At 66.0% G+C, this 24,344-nt stretch carries 21 protein-coding genes; 8 read left to right on the forward strand and 13 right to left on the reverse strand.

Annotation, left to right across the window (positions count from 1 at the left end; all coding sequences use genetic code 11):
- Positions 1-36: 36 nt before the first annotated feature.
- The 6 genes from G9Q80_RS10250 to G9Q80_RS10275 form a co-directional block, all read right to left on the reverse strand.
- Positions 37-756 carry an alanyl-tRNA editing protein gene (locus tag G9Q80_RS10250; RefSeq protein WP_088715041.1) on the reverse strand — a complete coding sequence of 240 codons (720 nt, stop codon included), beginning with the start codon at positions 754-756 and terminating at the stop codon, positions 37-39.
- A complete protein-coding gene (locus G9Q80_RS10255; RefSeq protein WP_043139885.1) occupies positions 753-3,197 on the reverse strand; it encodes a DUF3772 domain-containing protein in 2,445 nt (814 codons plus the stop codon). Before G9Q80_RS10255 ends, G9Q80_RS10250 begins: the two co-directional genes overlap by 4 nt.
- Complete coding sequence (locus G9Q80_RS10260) at positions 3,194-4,228, reverse strand: cysteine synthase A (RefSeq protein WP_088715042.1); 1,035 nt, start codon at positions 4,226-4,228, stop codon at positions 3,194-3,196. The genes G9Q80_RS10255 and G9Q80_RS10260 overlap by 4 nt, the downstream gene beginning before the upstream one ends.
- Before the next feature lie 218 nt (positions 4,229-4,446).
- Positions 4,447-5,583, reverse strand: a complete 1,137-nt coding sequence (locus G9Q80_RS10265) for an NUDIX domain-containing protein (RefSeq protein ID WP_074620315.1) — start codon at positions 5,581-5,583, stop codon at positions 4,447-4,449.
- Between the two features lie 2 nt (positions 5,584-5,585).
- Complete coding sequence (locus G9Q80_RS10270) at positions 5,586-6,026, reverse strand: TrgA family protein (RefSeq protein WP_088715043.1); 441 nt, start codon at positions 6,024-6,026, stop codon at positions 5,586-5,588.
- Positions 6,027-6,029: 3 nt separating this feature from the next.
- A complete protein-coding gene (locus tag G9Q80_RS10275) occupies positions 6,030-7,235 on the reverse strand; it encodes an SAM-dependent methyltransferase (protein ID WP_088668962.1) in 1,206 nt (401 codons plus the stop codon).
- Positions 7,236-7,443: 208 nt separating this feature from the next.
- Here G9Q80_RS10275 and G9Q80_RS10280 point away from each other — a divergent pair, with 208 nt between their 5' ends.
- Positions 7,444-7,782 carry a hypothetical protein gene (locus tag G9Q80_RS10280; RefSeq protein WP_069209818.1) on the forward strand — a complete coding sequence of 113 codons (339 nt, stop codon included), beginning with the start codon at positions 7,444-7,446 and terminating at the stop codon, positions 7,780-7,782.
- A gap of 16 nt (positions 7,783-7,798) precedes the next feature.
- Here G9Q80_RS10280 and G9Q80_RS10285 read toward each other — a convergent pair whose 3' ends face one another.
- The 7 genes from G9Q80_RS10285 to G9Q80_RS10315 form a co-directional block, all read right to left on the reverse strand.
- A complete protein-coding gene (locus G9Q80_RS10285; protein WP_088715044.1) occupies positions 7,799-9,220 on the reverse strand; it encodes a cryptochrome/photolyase family protein in 1,422 nt (473 codons plus the stop codon).
- A gap of 65 nt (positions 9,221-9,285) precedes the next feature.
- On the reverse strand, positions 9,286-10,485 hold the full coding sequence (locus G9Q80_RS10290; RefSeq protein ID WP_088715045.1) for an aminotransferase class V-fold PLP-dependent enzyme: 1,200 nt from the start codon (positions 10,483-10,485) through the stop codon (positions 9,286-9,288).
- A gap of 135 nt (positions 10,486-10,620) precedes the next feature.
- Positions 10,621-12,450, reverse strand: a complete 1,830-nt coding sequence (locus tag G9Q80_RS10295; protein WP_043139902.1) for a BCCT family transporter — start codon at positions 12,448-12,450, stop codon at positions 10,621-10,623.
- A gap of 63 nt (positions 12,451-12,513) precedes the next feature.
- On the reverse strand, positions 12,514-12,927 hold the full coding sequence (locus G9Q80_RS10300; RefSeq protein WP_043140094.1) for a universal stress protein: 414 nt from the start codon (positions 12,925-12,927) through the stop codon (positions 12,514-12,516).
- A gap of 281 nt (positions 12,928-13,208) precedes the next feature.
- The gene (locus tag G9Q80_RS10305; RefSeq protein ID WP_043139904.1) at positions 13,209-13,625 is read right to left on the reverse strand and encodes an HIT family protein; all 417 of its coding nucleotides are present in this window, start codon (positions 13,623-13,625) and stop codon (positions 13,209-13,211) included.
- Positions 13,622-14,617, reverse strand: a complete 996-nt coding sequence (gene acuI / locus G9Q80_RS10310) for an acryloyl-CoA reductase (RefSeq protein ID WP_043139907.1) — start codon at positions 14,615-14,617, stop codon at positions 13,622-13,624. The genes G9Q80_RS10305 and acuI overlap by 4 nt, the downstream gene beginning before the upstream one ends.
- Before the next feature lie 102 nt (positions 14,618-14,719).
- Positions 14,720-15,238, reverse strand: a complete 519-nt coding sequence (locus G9Q80_RS10315) for a DinB family protein (RefSeq protein ID WP_168246456.1) — start codon at positions 15,236-15,238, stop codon at positions 14,720-14,722.
- Between the two features lie 288 nt (positions 15,239-15,526).
- On the opposite strand from G9Q80_RS10315, the gene G9Q80_RS10320 reads away from it, so the two are divergent.
- The 7 genes from G9Q80_RS10320 (at position 15,527) to G9Q80_RS10350 (ending at position 24,306) form a co-directional block, all read left to right on the forward strand.
- Positions 15,527-17,044: a CHAD domain-containing protein gene (locus G9Q80_RS10320; protein ID WP_088715046.1), complete on the forward strand. Its 1,518-nt coding sequence runs from the start codon at positions 15,527-15,529 to the stop codon at positions 17,042-17,044.
- A gap of 268 nt (positions 17,045-17,312) precedes the next feature.
- A complete protein-coding gene (locus tag G9Q80_RS10325; RefSeq protein WP_088715047.1) occupies positions 17,313-18,227 on the forward strand; it encodes an OmpA family protein in 915 nt (304 codons plus the stop codon).
- 64 nt (positions 18,228-18,291) lie between these two features.
- A complete protein-coding gene (locus G9Q80_RS10330; protein WP_088715048.1) occupies positions 18,292-19,275 on the forward strand; it encodes a hypothetical protein in 984 nt (327 codons plus the stop codon).
- Between the two features lie 72 nt (positions 19,276-19,347).
- Positions 19,348-20,289, forward strand: a complete 942-nt coding sequence (locus G9Q80_RS10335) for a trypsin-like serine peptidase (protein ID WP_157903822.1) — start codon at positions 19,348-19,350, stop codon at positions 20,287-20,289.
- 32 nt (positions 20,290-20,321) lie between these two features.
- Complete coding sequence (locus G9Q80_RS10340; RefSeq protein WP_069209810.1) at positions 20,322-21,005, forward strand: OmpA family protein; 684 nt, start codon at positions 20,322-20,324, stop codon at positions 21,003-21,005.
- 40 nt (positions 21,006-21,045) lie between these two features.
- Positions 21,046-22,854: a caspase family protein gene (locus G9Q80_RS10345; protein WP_168246457.1), complete on the forward strand. Its 1,809-nt coding sequence runs from the start codon at positions 21,046-21,048 to the stop codon at positions 22,852-22,854.
- Between the two features lie 3 nt (positions 22,855-22,857).
- Positions 22,858-24,306, forward strand: a complete 1,449-nt coding sequence (locus G9Q80_RS10350) for a hypothetical protein (RefSeq protein ID WP_088715051.1) — start codon at positions 22,858-22,860, stop codon at positions 24,304-24,306.
- Positions 24,307-24,344: the final 38 nt, after the last annotated feature.

Consider the following 24,344-nt stretch of genomic DNA (forward strand, 5'->3'; position numbering starts at 1 on the left):
GCCCATTGCTTCAACCGCCCCGTCCCCGCCAGCCGATCACGCCAGTGCGATGGACACGCGCCGGTTCTGCTTGCCCTTGTTCTCGATCTTGCCCAGCTTCAGGGCGCCGATTTCCCCGGTGCGCGCGACATGGGTGCCGCCGCAGGGCTGCAGGTCCACCTGCTCGCTGCCCGAGCCGATCCGGACCAGCCGGATCTGCCCCGCGCCGCGTGGCGGCTGAACGGACATCGTCTTGACCAGTTCCGGACGTGCATCCAGTTCCGCCTCGGTGATCCAGCCTTCCGTCACTTCCAGGTCGCGGTCGACCAGCCGGTTCAGGGCCTCTTCCACCGCATCACGGTCCTGTGGCGGTTCGGGCATCTTGAAATCAAGACGCCCTGTCCCGGCCCCGATCTGCCCGCCTGTCACAGGCAACGGGATCACCACGCTCAGGAGGTGCAGCGCGGTGTGAATGCGCATGTGCTTGTGTCGCCGTTCCCAATCCAGCATCTGGACCAGTTTCGTCCCGACCGCCGGCAGCTGTGCCGGTTCCGCCGGCACGAGGACGCAAGCGCCCCCATCGCCCTTGACCGCGGTCGCGATCTCCAGCGTCCGACCATCCCATTCCAGCCAGCCGCTGTCACCCGGCTGGCCGCCACCGGTCGGATAGAAGAGGGACTGCGACAACACTATGCCGCCCTCGTCGGTCAGGGCCACGACCTCGGCAGGCGCATCGCGCAGGTAGGGATCGTCGCGGTAGAGCAGGGTCTGGTTCATCCGTCCTCGCCATCCTCTGCGACGCGCTCATCCCCCATGATGGCATTGGACTTGCGCGCCACCGGGCGGGACTGCCCCGATTGGGCATCGCGTTCCTGCGATGCGCTCCAGCGGCTTTCCACCGCGTCGGCCAGCACCTCCGGATTGCGCAACCACAGATCACGCTGCGCAAAGGGAATCTCGATACCCTCGCGGGCGAACTCCTCGACGATCTGGTGACGCATCTCGGTCTTGACCGCCAGGCCCTGTCCCACGTCAAGCAGGATCGCCCGGATACGGAAATCCAGCGAGTCCGCGCCAAAACCCATGAAATCCACCGCCGGCGCCGGGTTCATCAGAACCATGTCGTGCTGGCGCGCAATGTTCAGAAGAATGCGCTCGGCCTTGCGCGTGTCGGTGCCGTAAGCCACCCCAACGTCGATGATGATCCGTCCCAGCGAATTGCCGCGGGTGTAGTTCGACACCGTCCCCGACACGAGGTCGGCGTTGGGAATGATCATGTCGTAGCGGTCGAAGGTTTCAAGCCGGGTCGAGCGGACAGAGATGTCCTTGACGATCCCGTGGGTGCCGTTGACCTCGATCCAGTCGCCTTCGCCGATGGGTCGTTCGATCAGAAGGATGATCCCCGAGACAAAGTTCGACACGATGTTCTGCAGGCCGAAACCGATACCGACAGACAACGCACCCGCAACGATCGCCAGCGACGAGAGGTCCAGCCCCCCGGCCGTGACCGCGATAATGACCGCCAGGAAAACCCCGACATAGCCCACGCCGGACACGATGGCGTTTTGTGCGCCCTGGTCCATCTTGGTCTTGGGCAGGACCGACGTCCGCAGGGCCCCCTGCATCAGCCGGGTCAGCATGTACCCGGCGGCAAAAACCAGCACCACCACGATGATCGAGGTCGGCGAGATGCGTGTGTCTCCCAGGGAAATCCCCTCCTGCGCACGGGCCCAGATCTCTGTCAGGTCGGCGACGCGCGCGCCCCAGATCAACGCCAGCAGGGGCAGCGCGGCCAAGGACAGGATAAACCCTGCCAGCACCGGAAGCAGGCTCTCGGAATGGTCCGGCTGACGGCCCAGGATCAACTCGTGCAGGTTGTTGATGAAACGCTGCAGCACCATGACAAGGCCGACAAGCGCCAGCGTCGCGATGGTCGGATAGACCAGTGCCTCGCCCACCTTGAAATAGCCGATGGCAGCCATGATCGGGCCGATGATGCCGACGATCTGGGTGATCCGGCCCAACAGCTTGGCAAAGCGCAGCCGGAAATCCCCGGCGCCTTCCTCGCGCGCGGCGTCGGATCCGACCATTGCCGCGTCGTTGCGCAAGCGGCCAAGGCGGAACAGCAAAAAGGCCGACAGCACCAGTATAGGGAATTGCACCACGGCCGCCGTCTGGGGCGAATACCCGTCCAGTTCGATCAGCGTGGCGACCAAGGATTCCATCACGTAGAGCACAGCCAGCAGGTTCGACAGGCGGCGCGCCTTGGGGCGTTCCTCTGCCGGCAGCGGCAGGGCCGCCACCTCATCGTCCTTGTTGAAGGCCTGGTCCGCCAGCCAGCGGATTCCGAACAGCATCGCAGCCCAGAGCGGCAGCTTGTTCAGCAGCACGTCCCATTCGTCGATGGCGAATCCGGTCGCTGCCACCGCCTGCAGCAGGGCAACGATCCCCAGGTAGGGCAACAGGATATGGCCCAGAGAGACCAGGAACCGGAACACACCCGTGCCGCGCCGCGTGCCTGCGCGCAGTTTCTCGACACCGGCGCGCGCCCAGTACTGGCCCCGCGCGATCAGCATGATGCCGATCACCAGGTACAACAGCACGCTGGGCGCGTTCCGCACGGCCGCCCGGCGGTTGGCAGGCGTGCTGACGTTCTGCACGATCTCCTGCCAGAGCGTGACAAAGGTGGTCTGGACGTTCTGAAGGGCGCCCGGCCAATGCACCGGGTTCAACGGTGACGGCCCGAATTCCAGCAGCGCATCGGCCTGCCGTTCCCGAATGATCCGGTCGATCCCGCCGATGATCGCATCGGCGCGGGAATAGGCAGCTTCAGCCCTCAGAACCGGAGCCCGCTGTTGGGCCAGTTGCTGGTTCAAGACCGCCCGCTGCTCCGAGATCTCCGCAGTCTCGGTGCCATCTTCCGGCTCCGGACCAAGCGCATTGATCTGCGCCTGCAGGGTCTGGATACGAGAGGCATTGGCGTTCTGTGCTGCCAGGAATTGTTCCCGCCAGTCCGCCACCTGCGTGCGCAGGGTCTCCAGCCGGTCGTCAGAGGCGCGCTCGGCGTCGATCATCGCCTCGGCCCGCGTGGCGATCGTGTCCCAAGCGGAATAGTCGGGCGTCGTGGCCTGCTGGGCCAGGGCCGCCGCGGTCCACAGAAAAAGCGACAGGGCAAGCGCCGTCAGCGCCCGCAGAAAGAAACGGGAAGTGGAGGTCATGCGTCCTCGAATACACCGGGAATGCTGGACGGTCCGCGCGTCATCCAGGGCGGGGTCGGCAGGCCCTTGTCGCGCAGAAAGTCCGGGTTGAACAGCTTGGACTGATAGCGGGTGCCATAGTCACAGAGCACGGTGACGATCGTGTGACCCGGCCCCATCTCGCGCGCCATGTGGATGGCGCCTGCGACGTTGATGCCGGTCGATCCGCCCATGCAGAGCCCTTCATCGGCCAGCAGGTCGAACACGATGGGCAGCGCCTCTTCGTCGCTGGCCTGGGTCAGGAAGTCGGGCTCGAACCCTTCGAGGTTGGCGGTGATCCGCCCCTGCCCGATCCCCTCGGAGATTGAGCTGCCCTCGGGTTTGGCCTCACCGTCCTTGTAGAGACTGTAGATACCGGACCCCATCGGATCGACGATCCCGCATTTCACGCCCTTTGGCTGCAGCGCCATGCCGACACCCGCCGCCGTCCCGCCGGAGCCAACCGCGCAGATGAAGCCATCGACCTTGCCACCGGTTTGTTCCCAGATTTCCGGGCCGGTGGTCTCGATATGGGCCTGGCGGTTGGCGACGTTGTCGAACTGGTTGGCCCAGATCGCGCCGTTGGGCTCGCTGGCGGCCAGTTTCTCGGCCAGCCGGCCCGAATAGCGAACATAGTTGTTGGGGTTCTTGTAGGGCGCAGCCGGCACCAGCACCAACTCGGCCCCCGCAAGACGCAGCATATCCTTCTTTTCCTGGCTCTGCGTCTCGGGCATGACGATGACGGTCTTGAACCCCATCGAGGCGCCCACCAGCGCCAGGCCGATCCCGGTATTCCCTGCGGTGCCTTCAACAATGGTGCCGCCGGGCGCAAGCTGTCCCTTCGCAATGGCATCCCTGATGATGTAGAGCGCCGCGCGATCCTTGACCGACTGGCCCGGGTTCATGAATTCCGCCTTGCCCCAGATCTCGCACCCCGTAAGCTCCGATGCCTTGCGAAGCCTGATCAGCGGCGTCTGTCCGACAGCTTGTGCGAGGTCCTGCGATTTGCGCATGACGTGTCCTTTCCGAAACGTGTTCCCATTGGTGTAGGGCCGAGGTCGGGGGAACTCAAGACGCAGCGGCGCGCCGTTCACGGCCGCGCCAGTCCGGCCCGCGCCATCGGCGTCCCGGGCGCGCCGCGATCAATGCACAGCGCAAGGCAGCCAACCGAGCGCGAACGCCCGCCGACCCATCCTGTAACCCGTTGAATCCGGGTCACTCCCTTGTGTCCTTACGATTGCCCGACCTGCCCCGCGCGCAAGTCCGCCCGCCGCGCCGCCACCCAGTTTATCAGCATTGCCAGCGGCAAGGCGTTGATCTCTCCCGTCTCAATCAGCTCCATCGCATGATCGAAAGTGACGACATGGCTGCGAATGTCCTCGTGCTCTTCGTCCAGCCCGCCGATCCTCTTGTCTCGACCGGACAGATCGCAAAGCCCCACGAAGGCATGATAGAATTCCGTGGTGTACCCCGGTGAGGCATAGCCCTTGCAGGCGGGCAGCAGGGCGTGCACCTCAAGCCCGGCCTCTTCGACCGTTTCGCGCCGGGCCGCCTCTTCGGGGCTTTCGCCGGCGTCGATGACACCGGCCACCGCCTCAAGCACCCAGGGGGCCGGATCGCCCCGATGGATCGGGCCAAAGCGCATCTGTTCGATCAGCAGAACCTTGTCCAGCACCGGGTCGTAGGGCAGCACAAGTGCCACGTCGAAAGCGATGAAACACTCCCGTTCCAGCGGCGCGCTCCATTCCCCGTCAAAGCGACGGTAGCGCAGGCGGAACGGGTCGATCCGGAAGAATCCGCGGTAGGGCCGACCGCGCAGCCCCTGGTAATCCACGTCCTCGATCCCGCTGGCGCGGCGCAGGGTCTGCGGCGCGCCCTCTGCGGCGATGTCCTGCGCCCAGGCCCGCGCGCGGAAAAACGGCAGCATCCCCGCCACCTCGCGCGCCGCATAGGCGCCGCGCCGGTCCATGACCTCCTGCGCGGCGCGCATCGTCACCCCGCCCCAACGGTCCAGCCAATCGTCCAGCGACCAGGGCGCCCCCGGTTTCCAGCGCTCCTCTGACACGGGGAAAAAGACCTCTGCCGCGCAAGACCCTGCCCCGGTCTCGACCGTCACGGGGCGCAATTCGTAGGCAAAACCGCCCTCGTAGTAATCCAGCGCCGCGCGATCCGCCTCGCTGAGCCCCCGCACGAGCAGCCCTTCGGCCCGCGCCCCGCGTTGCGCCACGATCATCGGAAAGGCCTGGCCCGCCGCCCAGAGCACCGCGTGATCGGCCAATTGCGCTGGCTCGACCTCGGGCGCATGGCCCAGCACCAGTTCCAGCAGCGGCAGATGCCGCAGCGTTCCGTAGAAAAACAGGTCTGACAAGGTTAACTCCAGCGTCTGCCCAAGGCCTCGGCCACGAGCGCGGCGACGATCCCGCCGCCCAGCAGCGTCACGATCACCTGCATGTCGAGAAGGATCATCCCGTAGTCCAGGCTGATCTCGAAGATGGCGGCAATCGCCTCGAACGGGGTGTCATAGCGGCGGGCAAAGGACAGGCGCACCATCTCGTTTACGCCCTGTACCAACAGGCCCACGATGACCATGACAATGGCGGCGGTGATACCGTTGTTGATCGCGGACGTGATGCCCTGCCCCGCCCGGGGCCCCAGGAAAAGCCAGCCGACCAGCACGCCTATCGCCGCGTTGACGTAGTTGAACCAGCCGAAATCGACGCTGAAGGGCACCAGGGGCCTGATCATGTCCGAGACGATCCATCCCAGCGCCGCGAGACCGAGGGCAGCAATCAGTTTCGCGGCGTTGGGCATAAGTCAGGCGGGCTTTGCGATGGTGATCTGGGTCACGTCACAGTTACCGCTGTGAAAGGTCGCCGCGCAAGAGGCCAGGTAGAAATTCCACATCCGGCGGAACCGCGCGTCGAATCCAAGGGCGGAAACTTCGTCCCAGCGGTCGTTGAAGGTCTCGTGCCAGCGGCGCAGGGTTTGGGAATAGCTCTCGCCGAATTCCAGGCTGCGGACCACCTGAAGGCCGGCACGCTCGACCTCGGCGCGCAGCACCTCGGGAGAAGGCAGCATCCCGCCCGGGAAGATGTACTTCTGGATAAAGTCCACACCCCGGCGGTAGATCTCCCACCGCTTGTGCTGCACCGTGATGATCTGCAACGTGGCGTGTCCACCGGGTTTCAGGCGCGCCTGCACGGTCTCGAAATAGGTGGGCCAGTATTTTTCGCCCACGGCCTCGAACATCTCGATCGAGGCGATCCCGTCATAGCTGCCGCGTTCGTCGCGATAGTCCTGCAGTTTCAGGTCCACCCGATCGGTCAACCCGGCCTTTGCGATCCGGTCCTGCGCATAGGCGAATTGTTCCTGGCTGATGGTCAGCCCGGTCACGCGCAATCCGCGCTCCCTGGCGGCATATTCGGCAAAACCGCCCCAGCCACAGCCGATTTCAAGCACATGATCGCCCGGCCTCGCCCCCATCTGGTCGATCATCGAGGCGTATTTCAACTCTTGCGCCTTTTCCAGGCTCTCCTGCCCGGTGCGGAACAGGGCCGAGGAATAGGTCATCGTGTCGTCCAGCCACAGGCCGTAGAAATCGTTACCCAGGTCGTAGTGATGGGCGATGTTCTTTTTCGCCTGCTTCCTGGAGTTCGATTGCATCCAGAACCGGAACCGCTCCCACATGCGCACCAGCCCACCGCCGGGGTAGCCGTCGAACATCTCCTCGTTGGCATGCACAAGGTCAAGGAAGGCCATCAGGTCCGGGGTGGACCACCAGCCGTCAAGATAGGCCTCGCAGAACCCAAGGTCGCCTTCGCGGATCAGCCGGGCAAAGATGTCGTCGTGATGCAGGTGCAGCTCTGCCACCGGGCCAGGCACACGACCCTCGGCACGAAACACGCGCCCGTCGCGCAGCACGAAATCAAGCCGGCCGCAGCCCATCCCACGGGCCATGTCGAAGACCCGCGCGAAGTACCGGGGCAGCCGTTCCTGCCCCTGGGTGTCTGTCAATAGCATAAGTTTCTTTCGAGAAGCCGATATTTTATCGAAGTTTATGGCCCAAACCACCTGTGGCAAGGATTTGTGCTTTGGATTTTCGTCAACATGGTGTTTTCTGGTATCAGTCCGGAGCGATACGTTCCCTCACAACGGGAGATGACAGATGAAGAAGCAATTGGTAGCGGTGTGCCTCATGGCTCTTGCAACCTCTGGATGTGGCAAGGTGATGAGTTTCGTTGGCGTCGAGAAGGGCGAGACCAAGGCTCCGCAAGCGCGACCGGCCATGACCCTGTCCGAACCCGTCCGCGAGGTGCAGCCCAAACCGGTTTCTGGTGGATCCTGGGAACGCAACGTGGCGCGCGACATCCCCTACTTCAACATGTCCGCCCTGCCCATCGCGGTCTATAGCGACGTCGAGTTCACGCAGAAGGTCGGCACCCTCGCCCCCGGCGAAGGCGGCTACGTCGAGACCTGTTCCGACGCCAAGCCGGTCTGCAAGATCGCCTATGCCGGCAATTCCAGCGGCTGGGTCAAAATGGACCGCATGGGCGGCGTGACCAACTGAGCCGTCCGGCACGGGATCAGAACCCGCGATTTTCATAGGCCGCAAGGGCGCGCTTGCGCCCTTCGTCTGCGTCGACGACCGGGTCGGGATAACCGTCACCGGCGGACAGCCCCCAGCTGACCGGGACCGCATCGAAATAGCTCAGCGCCTCTTCGGACGGGTGCCTGCGGTCTTCCGCGATCCAGCGGTCGATGTATTTTCTCTTGGGATCGAACTTTTCGCGCTGGGTGACGGGGTTGAAGACCCGGAAGTAGGGCGTCGCATCCGGACCGGAGCCGGCCGACCACTGCCAGCCCATCGCGTTCGAGGCCGGGTCCCAGTCGATCAGGCAATCCTCGAACCAGCGCATCCCGATCTTCCAGTGCGTCAGCAGATGCTTGGTCAGGTATGAGGCCACGATCATACGGGTGCGATTGTGCATCCGCCCGGTGACATACATCTCGCGCTGGCCGGCATCGACAAAGGGAATGCCCGTGCGCCCCTGTTTCCAGGCGATGACCTCCGGGCGGGTCTCGTCCTCGTTCCAGGGGAAGGCGTCCCATTCCTCGCGCCAGTTGCTGTCCAGCAGGTGCGGCGTGTGCCACATCAGGTGATAGGCAAACTCGCGCCAGGCCAGTTCCTTGAGAAAGGTCTCGGCCCCTTTCTTGCCGTCCTCCATCGCGCGCCGCCCGGCGTGCCAGCATTGGCGTGGAGTGATTTCCCCCAGTGCCAGGTTCTCGCTCAGGCAGGAGGTGCCATCGGTCCAGGGCAGATCACGGGTGTCGCCATAGGCGGCCACCTTCTCGGCGATGAATGCGCCCAGCCTGCCCTGCGCCGCCTCCTCGCCCAGCTGCACCCAGGGCCGCACCACTTCCGCGCCGCGCCGCATCGCGGCCTCCAACGCCCAATCCTCCAGTGACTCGCTGCTCGGCCAGGCATCCGGTGCCGGGATCCGGCCCGGCGTCGGCAACGGCGTTGCCACGTCCAGCCCCCGCACGGCCTTCCAGAACGGGGTAAAGACCTTGTAGAACCCGCCCTGCTTCGTCTCGACGCGCCAGGGTTCGAACATCAGGTGCCCGGCAAAGCTGGTCGCTTCGACGCCAGCCTCTTTCAGCGCGGATTTCACGGCCGTGTCCCGCTCTACGCTGGCCGGGTCATAGGCCCGCATCCAGTAAACGGCCCCTGCCCCGGTTTCCTCCACCAGCGCCCGCATCACCTCCACCGGGTCGCCCGACCGCAGTACCAGCCGCGATCCCTTTGCCTCCAGCCGCTCTGCCAGGTGCCCGATGCCCAGCCCCATCCGCCATTTCGGCGCGGCGCCCAGCCCATCCATCACCGCATCGCGGATCACGACCGGGATCACCGGGCGTCCGGCCTTGCAGGCGGCATCCAGCGCCGGATGATCGGACAGACGCAGGTCGCGCCGGACCCAGAGGATAACGGGAGATGTGTCGGACAAGGCGCGCTCCTCCTCTGGCTTGCCGGATGCGACATAGCGCAAACCTGCAAAGGACAAGCCCCGGATCAGAGAACTGCGTCGAGCGCCTCGATCAGCTTGGCCACCTCTTCCTCGCTGGTGTAGTGCACGAAGGACAGGCGCAACACGCCGCGCGCCGGGTCGACCCCCATCGCCTGCAAGGGGCGCACAGCGTAGAAATCGCTTCCCCCGGCCATGATACCACGCGTCGCCAGCTCCGCCGCCGCGGCTTCGGCCAAGCTTGGCAAGGCCAGCGCCACGGTCGGCGCACGGTTGGCCGCGTCACGTGGCCCCAGCAGGCGAACGCCATTGCGTCCCGAAACCGCGTCCAGAAGGGGCTGCAACAGCCGTGTTTCATGCGCGCGCATCAGGTCGTGCAACTCATGCGCCTCACAGCCATGATGTGCGGCCAGCCCATCGACGTAATCCGCCATGCCGGCACAGGCGGCCACCTGGGCGTGGTCCGGCCCGGCAGGCGTGAACTTCTTGGTCAGCACGTCGCCGTTGAAGAAATGCGCCTGGTTCGGCAGCACCTCGGCCAGCGCGCGGCGCACAACCATGATCCCCTGGTGCGGGCCATAGGTCTTGTAGCTGGAAAACAGGTAGATATCCGGCCCCAGCTCGCCCACATCCGGGAAACCGTGCGGCGCATAGCTGACCCCGTCGACGCAGACAAAGGCCCCCGCCGCATGGGCGCGGGCGGTGATTTCCGTCACCGGGTTGATCTCTCCAACGACGTTGGAGCAGTGCGGAAAGCAGACCAGCCGCACTTTTTCGTCCAGCAGCGGTTCCAGCGCCTCGGGGTCGAGGTGCCCGGTGTCCGGGTCGATCTTCCATTCGCGGATCTCGATGCCCTCGGCCTCCAGCCGCCGCCAGGGGCCGGAATTGGCCTCGTGATCCTGGTTCGTGACGACAATCGCCTCTCCGGGCTGCATGAACTGCCGAAAGGCGCGCGCAAGGACATAGGTGTTCTGCGTCGTCGAGGGGCCAAAGCTCAGCTCGTCGCTGTCCACGCCAAGCAGCGCCGCCAAACGGCTGCGCGCCTCGTCCATTTCCGCCCCTGCTGCCGCGCTGGCGGCAAAGGGGCCGTAGGGCTGCACCTTGCGTTCGGTGTAAAAGCGCGTCAGCCGGTCGATCACCTGCTGACAGGCATAGGACCCGCCGGCGTTTTCAAAGAAGGCCTGCCCCTGAAGAGAGGGTTCGGAAAAGGCGGGGAACTGCGCCCGCACGAAATCGATATCCAGCATGTCACCCCAATCGCTCTTGCTTGCCGGAGACAATGCGCCTGTGACGCCGCGCGTCAACCCATGCCGCCAGGGCGAAACGGAAAAGGCCCCGGCGTCACCGCCGGGGCCTTTCCTGTCATGTATTGCGATGACCGCTTACAGCGCCTTCCGCTCGGCCATCAGCCCCTTCCAGATGGCAAAGCACATCACCAACAGGACCACCGTGAACGGCAGGCCGGTGGAGATCACCATCGACTGCAGCGACGACAGGCCACCCGCCGAGAGCAGCAGCACGATGGCCACGGCACCCTCGAAGATGCACCAGAACACCCGCTGCGGCACCGGCGCGTCGACCTTGCCGCCCGCCGTGATCGTGTCGATCACCAGCGAACCGGAGTCCGAGGAAGTGACGAAGAACACGATCACCAGGATGATGCCGATGAAGGAGGTGATCGCCGCCAGCGGCAACTCGTCCAGCATCTTGAACAGCTTGAGTTCCAGCGAGGCGCTCTGCGCGGCTGTATAGCCGTCAGCCACCACCTGGTGCACCGCGGTGCCGCCAAAGACGCTCATCCACAGGACGCAGACCAGCGAGGGGATCAGCAGCACGCAGATGATGAACTCGCGCACGGTGCGGCCACGGCTGACGCGCGCGATGAACATGCCGACGAAGGGCGACCAGGAGATCCACCAGGCCCAGTAGAACGAGGTCCAGCCCTGGCTGAAGTTGACATCGCCCCGGCCCGCTTCGCCCGCGATCGTCTGGGTCATCGGGTTCGACAGTGCCGGCAGGTACTCGATGTAGGCAACCAGGTAGTCGACGAAGCCCGTAAGCAGCAGGATCGTCGGCCCGGTCAGCAGAACGAAGACCAGCAGCAGGAAGGCGAGGCCCATGTTGATCTCGGACAGGACCTTGACCCCGCCGTCGAGGCCACGCACCACCGAAACCAGCGCAACGGCGGTGATCGCGGTAATCAGGACCACTTCCGTGGCCGACCCGACGGGGATGCCGAAGAGCTCGTTCAGACCCGCGTTGGCCTGCGTCGCACCAAAGCCCAGCGAGGTGGCCAGACCGAACAGCGTGGCAAAGACCGCCAGCGTGTCGATGATGTGACCCCACCAGCCCCAGACGCGATCCCCGAGCAGCGGGTAGAAGGCAGAGCGCAGCGTCAGCGGCAGACCCTTGTTGTAGGAGAAGAGCGCAAGCGCCAGGGCCACGATAGCGTAGATCGCCCAGGGGTGCAGCCCCCAGTGGAAGATCGTCGCGGCAAAGGCAAGCCGCACGGCCTCCTGCTCGTCCGCTGCGGCGCCGCCCAGCGGTGCCCAGTCCGCACGGTTCGGCGACACGGTGAAGGCATCGCGCTGATCGGCGGGAACCGCGTCATCCAGCGCAGCCGCCAGCGCCGCAGGATCGGGGTTGGTCAGTCCGACCGCCGCGTCAAAGGCCTCGCGGCTTTCGAACCCGGCTGGCGCCCCTTCCTCCGGCACTTCGCCGGAGAAGCTCACGTTGTGATAGGCCCCACCGGAGGACGACGAGAAGTGGCTCATCGGTTCCGACACGCCGTAGAACATCAGGCCGATGCCCATACCGGCGGCAAACAACATCGCGAACCAGCCGACATAGCCGTAATCCGGCGTCGCATCTTGACCGCCCAGCCGCACGCTGCCGACCGGCAGGACGATCAGCAGCAAGCAGAACAGAACGAAGATGTTCGCCGCACCGAGGAAGAACCAGTCAAAGCCCTTGGTCACGGCACCAAAGAGCCAGCTGAAGATCTCGCCCGCCTGTTCCGGCAGAGCGAGCGTGTAAAAGACAAAAGCGATGATCGACAAACCGGAAATCAGGAAAACCGGATTGTGAATGTCCAGACCGAAGGGACCGATCTGTGTTTCGATGTTGTCCTGCCCGATTTCGTAATCGGTGTCGATCAGGTCCGAGACGCCTTCCGGCTCCGGTATGCCCTGATCGTCTGAGGTGTCAGCCATGTGAGGCCTCCCTGTACTTGCGTTTCCTTGGATGATCGGCGTCTGTGCGCCAATTGTTCGCCGTCAGCGCACCACCATGACCGAGACCTTGGCATGGCCCGCCACCGTGCCCCCGTTCGAGGGCCAGATGTAATCGGTGATGTTGGGAATATGGCTGGCCATGATGACCAGGTCCGCGCCGGTCTCGTCCACCGCCTTCAACAGCGTCGGGTCCAGGTCGATCGACGGGTCGTGGCTGGTGACCGCGTGGGGTTCGGTCGACACCCCGTGCGCCCCGGCCTGCGCCTCGGCGAATTCCTTGAGTTTCTCGGCGAATTCCGCCGGCGTATGGGCGATCGAACTGGGCGTCGCCGCCGCGACGCCCACGTAGACCACCGTGGCCTCGTAGTGTCGTGCCAGATCGGCCGCACATCCGAGCGCCTTTTCAAGGCGATCTATGTGCTTGAGGTCGACCGGCACCATGATCCGTTTGAACACGTCCCACTCCCTTTGATTTTTTTGCCGGAAGCGCGCGTCCTGGGCGGAACGGCCATCCGGCACTTGCATGTCCGTGACGTCCTGCTCGGCGTCGCGACCTTCAAAGCCTAACCCGGAAACGAGGGTGAGGACAAATCATCAAGACACTCGATCAACCAAAAGCGACATCCCAGGTCGCGAAAATGTTGCCAAAACAACAAAATAGCCCCGCAGCCGAAAACCGGCAGCGGGGCTGTCATCGGCACCGCGCGCCCTGGCGGGCGCGGCCTAAGGCACGCGGTTCAGTCCAGAACCTTGCGCAGTTTCCCGGCGATTTCGGCGATCTGCGCCATGTCCCCTGGCTGCCCCGGCGGACGCAGCGAGACACCTTCCCAGCGCGGCAGGATGTGGAAATGCAGGTGAAAGACCTCCTGCCCGCCCGGCGCCTCGTTGAACTGCTGCACGGTGACCCCGTCCGCGCCCAGCGCCGCCATCGCGGCATTGGCCACCTTCTGCGTGGTCGCCATGACGCTGGCCAGCTGGTCGGCCGAGGCGTCCAGCAGGTTGCGGCAGGGTGTCTTGGGGATCACCAGGCAATGACCGTCGGCCCGCGGGAAGATGTCCATGAAGCACAGCGTGTCCGCGTCCTCATAGACCCGGGTCGAGGGGATCTCGTCGCGCAGGATCTTGGCAAAGATGTTCTGATCGTCATAGCTCATGCGTTCACGTCCACCACCACGCGGCCCTTGACCTGGCCCTTGAGGATGTCCTTGCCAAGTTGCGGCAAGTCGGACAGCGTCGCGGGCTGGACCATCGATTCCAGCTTGTCCATCGGCAGATCGCGCGCGATCCGCTGCCAGGCCCTTACGCGGTTGTCATAGGGCTGCATCACGCTGTCGATACCCAGCAGGTTGACGCCGCGCAGGATGAAAGGCGTGATCAGCGCGCCTTCGATCGCGGCGCCGCCGGCCAGGCCGATGGCCGCGACGGATGTGCCGTATTTCATCTGTTTCAGCACCCGACCCAACATGGCCCCCGCCACCGCGTCGACACAGCCGGCCCACAGCTCGCTTTCCAGCGGCTTGCGGGTGACTTCGGCAAACTCCTCGCGCGGGACGATCTGCGTCGCGCCCAGCGCGCGCAGATAGTCTTCCTGTTCGGGCCGCCCGGTGACAGCGGCCACCTCGTGACCCAGCCGGGCCAGGATCGCCGTGGCGACCGAGCCGACGCCGCCCGCCGCCCCCGTCACCAGGACCGGCCCGTGACCGGGTTGCAGCCCGTGATCTTCCAGCGCCATGACCGCCAGCATGGCGGTCAGCCCGGCAGTGCCCACGGCCATCGCCGCGCGCGTGTCCAGCCCCTCGGGCAGCGGCACCAGCCAGTCGGCCTTGACCCGCGCCTTTTGCGCATAGCCGCCCCAATGCGCCTCTCCGACGCGCCAGCCGGTCAGCACGACCTTGTCACCCGGTTTGTATCGGTCGTCCGAGGACTCCTCGACCGTTCCGGCAAAGTCGATACCCGGCACATGCGGGTACTTACGAACCAGCCCGCCCCCCGGCCCGATGCACAACCCGTCCTTGTAGTTGACGGTCGAATATTCCACCGCCACCGTCACCTCGGCGTGGGGCAGGTCATCCGGACCGATCTCCCGTACCGCAGCAGAGGTCTTGCCGCTCTCTTCGTCCTTGTCGACAACCAGTGCCTTGAACATGGGTCACTCCCTTCCCTGTTGTTCGTTTCACACGGCCCCTGCGGGGCGGCGGGCGGGGCGTCTTTCGCCGTCAGGCGAAACAGCGTCCGTCCGGCCCGCCCGTCACAGCCAGGGGCCCTCTTCCGGCATGAAGGCCAGGTCGCTGACCGGGGCCGCGACACCGGCGGCGGTCAGCATGGCATGCACCTGGCCGCGATGGTGGGTCTGGTGGTTGAACATGTGCGTCACACATAGAGCCATCGGCTTCGACACGTTGCGCCCCACCGCCCCCGAATACCATGACAATTCCCCCGCAAGATCCACAGCCCGCAGCCTTTCCGCCCAAAGCAGGATCTCGGCATCCGTGCGGAAGCGCGCGATTTCCCATTCTCCGCGCGACGCGGTCTGCGTCGGGCTTTCCGTGATCCCGCCCTCGGGGCGTGCGGTGCCGGCAAAGCGCGACATCCAGATCATGTCGCCCCAGAGCAGGTGGTTTGCTGTCCCCAGGATCGACCCGAAAAAGGCCTTGCGATCCTTTCCAAGCTGCGCCTCGTCCAGGGCTTCGAAAGCATGTTTCATCTGCCGGTTCTGCCAGGCGTTGTAGCGCGCCATGACCAGGCAATAATCGGGTGAGATCATCATCCGCCAGGTTCCTTTCCCTCGGCCGCCGCGACCCGCTCCGACAGCCCAAAGCCGGGGCGCTTGCCCGGCGCATTGCCGAACGCCCCACGGCAGAGGTTTGCAGAGCCCGCAGGCAAGGGCAATCCGATAAAGCCCCCGAACTGTCCCGCTGCGCCGACCGGACCACATCGACGGCACTTCTGAACCCTGACGCGGCGTCCATCCCCCGCCCGTTCACCATTGCACGCAACTGTGACAGTCTGGCCCTAGAGAGGAACTGAGGAAGCCCAGCCAACCCAACGGAGAAAAATGAGCAAGACCGAACCGACAACCCTGCTGTTCCACGGCGATCTGCGCGCGACGCTGGCCGGGGACCACCGCGTTTCGCCCCTTGGCCATGAAACACGCACGCAAGCCAAACTGGTCGACACGTTCGACACGGAACTGGCTCATGCCGGGATGCTTCTTGTCGCGGCGGAGGAAACCCTGACACTGCTGGACGCTGGCGGAGCGGAAACCCGGCAGGACAGCGCCCGGGCCGGGTTCATCGACGAGATGCCGGAAGGCCCCGTGACCGACATCCTTGCAAAACGCCTGTCGCCGCTGCGACGGCTCCTTGATCTGGTCGCGGCAGAGAGCCGGGCACAGGACGTTGCCCTCCGCGACGCCAAGGACAGGCTCTTGTGCCACGGCCACCTTCGCCTCCTGACGACGAAAGACGGGCATCAGGTCAGCCTGCTCGGGCTGCGCCCCTTGTCCGGCCGGAAAGGTGATTTCAAGCGGCTGGTGAAACACCTGCGGTCCGACCCTTCCCTCTGCCCCCCGCGCCAGGCGCTGGAGGCGCTTGCCCCCGGCGTGACCGCCTATCAGCCCAAGCCGGATGTGCCGCTTTTGCCGGACATGCCGGCCTTTGACGCGGCCTCGGCAATCATCGCCGCGCACCTGCCCGTCGCGCGCGCCAACGAACCGGGCATCATCGCCGATCACGACAGCGAGTTCCTGCACGACTACCGTGTTGCCTTGCGCAAGATCCGCTCTGTCCTGTCTCTGTTCAAGGGGGTCTACAGCCCCGAACAGGTCGCAGACCTCAAGGCGCGGTTGTCGGCCCTCATGTCCGTCACGGGCCTCCTGCGTGACCTCGACGTCTACCTGATCGAACGCCCTCGCTACGTTCAGATGGTTCCCGACAGCCTGCGCCCCGGCGTCGGCCTTCTGTTCGACCATTTCGCCAGGGAACGGCACGGCGCCCATGACGCGCTCTGCCGCCACCTGCAGAGCGAGACCTACGCCGCCGAGATCGCGGCCCTGCAGGACCTTTTTGCAAAACCCCAAGAGCGCCTGCGCAGGGGGGAAGAGGCCGATCACCCGGCCCGCGACTACGCCCGGCAGCTGATCCGGAAACGCTATCGCAAGGTCCGCAAGATCGCCCGCGCCATCGACGCGGACACGGCGGACGCGGAGATCCACCAGCTGCGCATCCAGTGCAAGAAACTGCGCTACCTGATGGAGTTCTTTGCCCCGCTCTTTGGCAAGGCAGAGATGAAACGCCTCATCAAGGCGCTGAAAAAGCTCCAGGACAACCTGGGCGATTTCAATGACAGCGTCGTCCAGCAAGAGGCCCTGTCCTCTGTCACCGGCAGGCTGACGGACACCGATCATGACGGGCAGCTGGAAATCGCCCGCAGCATCGGGGCGCTCACCACCGTTCTGCATCAGCGCCAGGATGCCGAACGCGCCCGGATCATGCAGACCTTTGCCGCTTTCGACGCGCCGAAGACACGCGCCGGGTTCAAGGCGTTGCTGGAGCCGCAGATCGGCTCTGACTGACGCCGGGCCGCGGGATTCGGCCGCGCAGCTGTCCCATCGTCCGGCAGGGCGTATCCGGACGACCGAACGGGTTCAGAAGGTCAAGAACCCGCCGCAACCATTTGTCTCGAAATGGTATTCCAAAATACGCATATTTCTTGATCTGCCTCAAGGTGGCCTGTCCCCGATTGGAGGAGGCTGAAAACACAGGCACCCGAATACCAGTGCAGTATCAGTATCAGACGGTTTCCTTGACGGGTGTCCAACGCATCGCCGTGGGGGAGACGACATGCACAAGACCCGAAAACGACTTTCCATCCTGTTTGCCGTCGCGGTCGGAGCCCTCTCTCCGGCCCATGCGCAAACCAATACCGAAACCCTGCAACTGGACACATCGCGGGCGGACAGCGTTACCGCGATCATCAAGTCGCTGGCGCCGATGGCCGGTCAGCCCGCCACGCCGCCGACCGGATCGCCACCCGTGGTCACGCATCCCCTGCCGGACGTGTTCCTGCCGCCGGTGATCCTGGGGCGGCCCACGACCATCATCATCGACCGGCGGCCCATCGTCCTGAACTATGGCTACAGCCTGGACGTGACGGTGTATTTCGCCCATGACAGCGCCTTTCTGACGCCGCCCGCACGGCGGGACCTGGACCTGATCGGCCAGGCCCTGCGGTCGGCGCAGTTGATGAACAACCGCTACCTGATCGCCGGGCACACCGATGCGCGCGGTCCCGAGGACTACAACGTCGACCTGTCTTATCGCCGGGCCTGGGCGGTCAAGCGCTACCTGATGCGCTATCACTCTATCCCCTCGTGGCGGCTGGAAGTGGTCGGCTGGGGCGAGCGCTATCCGCGCAACCCCGCCGATCCCTATGCTGCCGAGAACCGGCGGGTCGAGATCACGCTGATCGACACGGTACAGCCGGTGGTCCCACAGCCTCTGCCCGTGCCGCAACCGGCGCCGCAGACCAGCGACCTCGACAAGCAGCCGGCGCCGCAACCCATGCTGCCGCCGCAGACCGGCGCGCAGTACGTTCCGCCGCTGCCGCCCTGCCCCGCCGGTGTCGTCAGCCCGGACGGCAAGGCGCTGGACCTCGACGATTTCTCGCCCGAGCCGGGCATCGACTGCGACCCGGCCCTGCCGGCCTCGGGCCGCGTGATCGTCCAGCCCGACGGCCGCATCATCGTTCTTCACTAAGCCATTGGCGCCGCGCCCGCCCAGGCGCTGCGCGGAAATCCGGACCACATTGGAGGAGTCCCACATGAAAACCCTGACCAAGACCCTGATGGGCGCCTTCGCGAGCCTGGCGCTCGTGCTGGCCCTCTCGCTTGCCCCGGCACCAGGCTACGCAGGCGACCAGCCCAACATCCTGCCGGTGCCCGAGGACGCAGACCTCGACACGGTGCCCGGCAACTCGCGCGTGTTCGAACGCGTGCTGCGAGCCGTCATCACCGAGATGCAGACGATGGGCTTTCGCGTCTACGACCAGACCGGCGTCATCATGAGCTTTACCGATCCCAACCGCGTGCGCCGGTCGGATGCCGAGCTGATCGCCCTGGCCCAGCGCGTGCCCAACGTGCCGATCGACGTGATCCTGCCGATCCAGATCTACGCCTCGGCCAACCAGAACCCCTATGTCCCCGACGTGCTGGACCTGCGCATCCGGGTGACGGGCCGCATGCTGCACGCACAGACCATGCAGAGCCTCGGCAATTTCGAGGTCGCCTTCGGCCCCGGCGCAGGCGAGATCCCTGTCGCCTCGCTGCCGCGTGTCTGCAACCGCGACTGCGTGCTGGAACATGTCGGCAACGAGGCCAAGACCATCGGCGCCGAAGTCGGTCGCGTCCTGGCCACGAAACTCGACGTGCTCTCGCCTGCCAGCCCCCAACCCATGCCGCAACAGCCGGTTGTCGTGACACCCCCCGTCGCCCAGCAGCCGGTCGTCCCGGCACCCGCGGGCTGCACCGGCCTGACCACCGCCTACACGCTGGCCTTCACCGGGTTCCAGCCCCAGGAGATGACCCTGATCGAAGGCTACCTGGCGGGCTTCAAGGGCTATGACCACCACCGCCCTGTCCGCGTGACCATGACCAGCGCCGATTACTGGTACGAGACCTGTTCGGACGTGGCGCGGCTGAACCGCAACCTGCGCCTGATGGTCGAGTCGATGGGCGTCCAGGCCCGGATCGCAATGGCGGGCAACCGCTTCGAGATCCAGAAGATCGGGTTGATGGGCAACCGTTGAACCCAATCGAAGACCGGGATGCGCCGTGCCTCGGCGCATCCCAAGGCCCCCGCAGATCGAAAGACCCACAGGATGTTCCGTCTCGCCTTCGCCCTCACCCTGTCGCTGGCCACGGGCCCGGCACTGGCCCAGGTCGCGACCTTCTCTGCCGATGACTATGGCAAGACCGACCTCGTCTTCCTGGAAAGCTCCGGCAATGCCAGCGCCTATATCGCGGCCCAGGACGGTGCGTTCGAGCCGATCCGCGAACTGCCCGCTGACGATCCCATCCGCCGCCTTGCCGCGGCCATCGGTCGGGTAGACCTGCTGGAACAGAACGACCGGGGCGGGCGTGACCTGGTGACCTGCACCGGCGCGATCCTGCCCGGCGGCTGGGTCCTGACCAACCACCACTGCATTCCCGAGAACGCTTCGCAAAAGTTGCTCGCCGCCTCGATCCTGACCGGCTACCTGGTGCAGGGCGACAAGGACACACGACGCTACACGCTGTCCATTGATCCTGCCGACTGGCATTCGGTACTGGATTTCAGCCTCGTGCGCATGACCGACATGCCGCAGGATGTCCTGCCGCTGCTGATCGAGGATGTCGCCGTCGACCCGGGCGATCCGCTGATGGTGATCCATCATCCGCTGGGCCGCCCGCAGGTCATGACGCGGTTCCGCTGTTTCGCCCTGCGCGAGCAGGACGGCGGGCCGATCCTGCGCCACCGCTGCGACACCCAGCCCGGCAGTTCCGGCTCGATCCTCTTTGACCGCGAACTGCGCCCCGTGGCGCTGCACCATTCCGGCGGCATGACCCCCAACGACGACCGCAGCTTCAACAAGAGCACCCGTTTGAGCGCGATCCTGCAAGACTCCGGCCTGCTGCGCGAAATCACCGGCGCCGCCGCTTCGGCAACACCCGCCACGCCGCCCGCCGCCCCCGCAACCGACGTGCCGCTGGAAAGCCGCCGCGCGCCCTCGGGGGCCGGCCTGAGCTCTGGCGGCGTCACCGACCTGCTGCGCGGAAACTGACCCCACGCCGCCGTACCCAAGGGAGAAGAGACATGACAATCACCGCCCCCAAGTGGCTCACCGGACTGAGCCTTGCCCTTGCCGCCGCCCTGCCCGTACAGGCCGACCAGGCCGAAGACATCCAGAAGATCATCACCTCGCTGGCGCCGGTCCAGCAGGAAAGCACCGCCCCTGCGCAAGAGGCCGCACGCGGTGTGCAGATCGGCGGGCGCACGGTCTGGGTGGTGCCGCAGCACAGCATCGACCTGCAGGTCTTCTTTGCGCTCGACAGTTACGAACTGACTTGGCGCGCGCGTGAGGACCTGGCCGCGCTGGGTCATGCGCTGGCCTCCTCGGCTTTGCGCCCGCACCGCTACCTGATCGCGGGCCACACGGACACCACGGGCGATGATGCCTACAATCTCTGGCTGTCGGAACGCCGCGCCGAAAGCGTCGCGCGCTTCCTGGTTGAGAACTTTCCGATCGACCCGCAACGCCTGGTGGCCGTGGGCTTTGGCGAGACGCGTCTCAAGACGCCCGGCAATCCGACCGCCGCGATCAACCGCCGGGTCGAGGTCACGCTGCTGCTGCCCGCAAGGCCAGAGGCGAACGCCCCCGCAGCCGCACCGACGGCTCCGCCGCCCGTCGAAAGCGTCGAGCCGGTTGCCCCGCCCGAACAGCCCCTGCCCGGCACGCTGCAAAAGGACAAGGACGGCAACATCACCATCACCTGGTAAGACATACAGGATGGCCTCCACCATGCGACGCAACCCGCCCATGCCCCGGTTCGCCCTCGCGATTGCCCTGGCCGTGCTTTGCCCAATCGGCCCGCTCTGGGCCGAAGACCCGGCCTCGACCGTGCTGACCGGCCACCAGGGCGCCATCGACGCCGCTACATTCAGCCCCGACGGGCGGCATGTCCTGACGGGCAGCGCCGACTACACGGCCGAACTCTGGGAGGTCTCGACCCAGCGCGGGCTGGCCATCCTCGAAGGCCACGAACATCGCGTCAGCGGTGTCGCCTTCAGCCCCGACGGCACCCGCGCCCTGACCGCCAGTGCCGATGGCACCGCGCGGGTCTGGGACCTGTCCACCGGCAAGGAAGTCCTCAAGCTGACGCAGGACGGCGGGCGCTTTACCTCTGCCGCCTACAGCCCCAACGGGCGGCAGGCCGTCACCGGCGGCAATGACGGCATCGCCCGGCTCTGGGACCTGCGCAGCGGCGCCGAGCTGCGCAGCTTTGCCGGCCACGCGGAAACCATCACCTCGCTTGCCATCAGCCCGGACGGCACCCGCCTCTTGACCGGCAGCACCGACCGCACCGCCCGGCTCTGGGACATGGCCAGCGGCGAGGAGATCCGCCGCCTCGACGGGCACGAGGCGCTGATCCTCTCTGTGGCCTTTGGCCCCGAAGGCAAGCAAGCGATCACCGGCAGCTGGGACAAAAGCGCGATCCTCTGGGAAGTGGAGACCGGCAAGGTCCTGCGCCGCTTTCCCGGCCATGAGGCCGCGATCCGCGCCGTCGATCTCAGCCCGGACGGCGCGCTGGCGCTGACGGGCGAATGGAACCGCAAGGCCTATCTCTGGAACGTCGAAACGGGCGAGGAACTGCAGGTCTTCGACGGTCACGGCGCTTCGATCGACGCGGTGGATTTCGCGCCCGACGGGCGCAGCCTGCTGACCGCCAGCTGGGACGGCACGGTTCGGCTGTGGTCGCTGCCAGAGGCGCTCTGGCCCGATCTGCCCGAACGCCAACCGGTGATCGCGGCCCCTCAGCCCGCCCTCAAGGCGCCTGTCACCGTGGCCGTCGCCCGACCCGAAACGCTGGTCCTGATCATCGGCAACCGCAGCTATGCCGAGGCGCCGCCCGTCGCCTATGCCCACAACGATGCCGAGGCCTTTGCCCGTTATTTCCGAGAGACCCTGCACGTCCCGCAGGAAAACATCATCGTCGAAAAGGACCTGAACTCGATCGGCATGGCGCGCTGGTTCGGCACCGACGAGGTGCCGGACGGGCGGCTGGCCCGCCGGGCGCGCTTTGTCGACGAGATCGTGGTGATCTACTCCGGCCACGGTGTCCCGGTCTTTCACGAAGAGGGCCTGCCCAGCGGCTACCTTCTGCCCGTGGACGTGCCCGCCGCCGAGCCCGGCTTTGGCGCATACCCGCTGGACATGCTGATCCGCCAGCTGGAAACCCTGCCGGTGAAATCCGTCACCGTCCTGCTGGACGCCTGTTTTTCCGGCCTGTCGACGCAGGGCAGCCTGGTGCCCGGCGTCTCGGGCGCCTTCGGCGTCGCGGTGGCCCCGCCGCAGGAAAAGGCCCGGGTGTCCGTCCTGACGGCCACCGATTTCCGCACGCCTCAATTCGCGCATTGGCTGGACGACAAGGAACAGGGCGCCTTCAGCTATTACACTTTGGAGGGGCTGCGCGGTGCGGCGGATGCCGATGGCGACGGGCGGATCCGCCTGTCCGAACTGCGCGATCACATCGACGAAAGACTGGCCCAGCAGGACCTGCGCCAGTCGCCCAGCCTGTTGCCCGGCAGCGAGGACAACGTGCTGGCCGAATACGTCACGGAAGACTGACCCATGCTGCGCCTTGCCCTCTTGTCCGCCCTTGTCTCGCTGGCCTTGCTCCTGCCCCGCACCGCTTTGGCGCAGGCTGAAACCCAGCTGGGTGCGGAACTCTGCCGGATGGCAGAGGGACAGATCCCGGCCGGCAGCACCATTGCGCTTGCGGCACCGCTGGCGGCGGAGACCCCGTTGCCGGTGGCCCAGGTCGAGGCAGTCATGAGCCGCGCCGCCCAGGAGATGTGCGCCGACTGGCCTGCCAAGCCCCGCATCCTGGCCGGCAGTGCCGAATTGCGCGCCTCGCTGGCCCTGGTGCTGAACCGGCAGGGCACCGCCGCCTGGCAGGAGACCGTGCAATCCACCCTCCGGCAAGAGGCGGATTTCGTGCTGGTCGGGGAAACCGGCATCGCGGGCGGCGACGTGACCCTGCGGCTGACGCTGGTCGATCTCAGCGACGGGCGCGTGATCGTCAAGACCTCGGACAGGCCACTGACCGGGTTGACAGGGCAGGCCGGGGGCGATCCGCGGGCCGCCATCGGCGCCGCCATCCGCCAATTCCTGGACATGCTGCCCGAGGCGCGGGCCGAGATCACAATCGGCGCCTTCGTGAACGAGACCTCGGGGCTGGAAACGCCCGTCGGTCGGGCGTTGGCGGACATGGCGGTCGAGGCCTGGCTGGACGCGGCCAATTCCGTCACGGCGCTCTTGCGTGATGCGCCCCCCGCGCGTGTACGGCGCGGCCCGCCGCCCGCGAGCGGCTATTACCTGGGCGGAAGTGTCCGCCTGATCGACCGCAACCGCTTTCAACTGGTGCTGCGCCTGTCGCAGGACGGTGCCCTGCGGGCCTCGCGCACGCTGGACCTGTCCTCGCTGCGGATGCCTGCGCATCTGCGGGCGCTGCTGGATCCGGCCAACATGGCGCAGGGCACCGGGCTGGACGGGATCGCGGGCGCGCTGGCGGCGATGGGCAAGGGGCAATTGACCCTGACACCCTCCGGAGGGCGGGCCGGGATCTACCCCGTTTGCCGCGCCACGGACGCGGCCCGCGTCCCCAGTGATTGCGCCGACAGCCTGATGCGGCTGACAGTGGCAGCCGACCGCGCCGGGGCGCTGGTCTGCCTGTCGCTGGATGAACATGGGCAGTTCTACATCGTCCTGCCCGCCGATTATGCGCCTGACGTGCGGGTCAATGCGGGTCAGAGGCTCACCCTGCCCGACGACCTGCCACCGCTGCCCGGCGGGAACCGTGTCTATTGGCCCGCGATGGGGCCACCGGCGGAGACGCTGCTGGGGTGCCTGTTGTACCCCGCGTTGCCGCCCGGCCTGATGCAGGCGCTGCGGGGACTGGACGGCGCACGGCTTGCCCCCGCCGACCGGCTGGCGCTGCTGGCGATCCTGCGCAATGCGGGGCCACTTGCAGGCGCCGCCACCCGCGTCCGCATCATCGACGGCACCCGCGTGAAATGAACCCAACGGAAAACGGGCGGACCCGGGGAAGCCCCCGG

This window comes from Mameliella sp. LZ-28 (genome assembly GCF_012274245.1).
Taxonomy (GTDB): Bacteria; Pseudomonadota; Alphaproteobacteria; order Rhodobacterales; family Rhodobacteraceae; genus Antarctobacter; species Antarctobacter albus.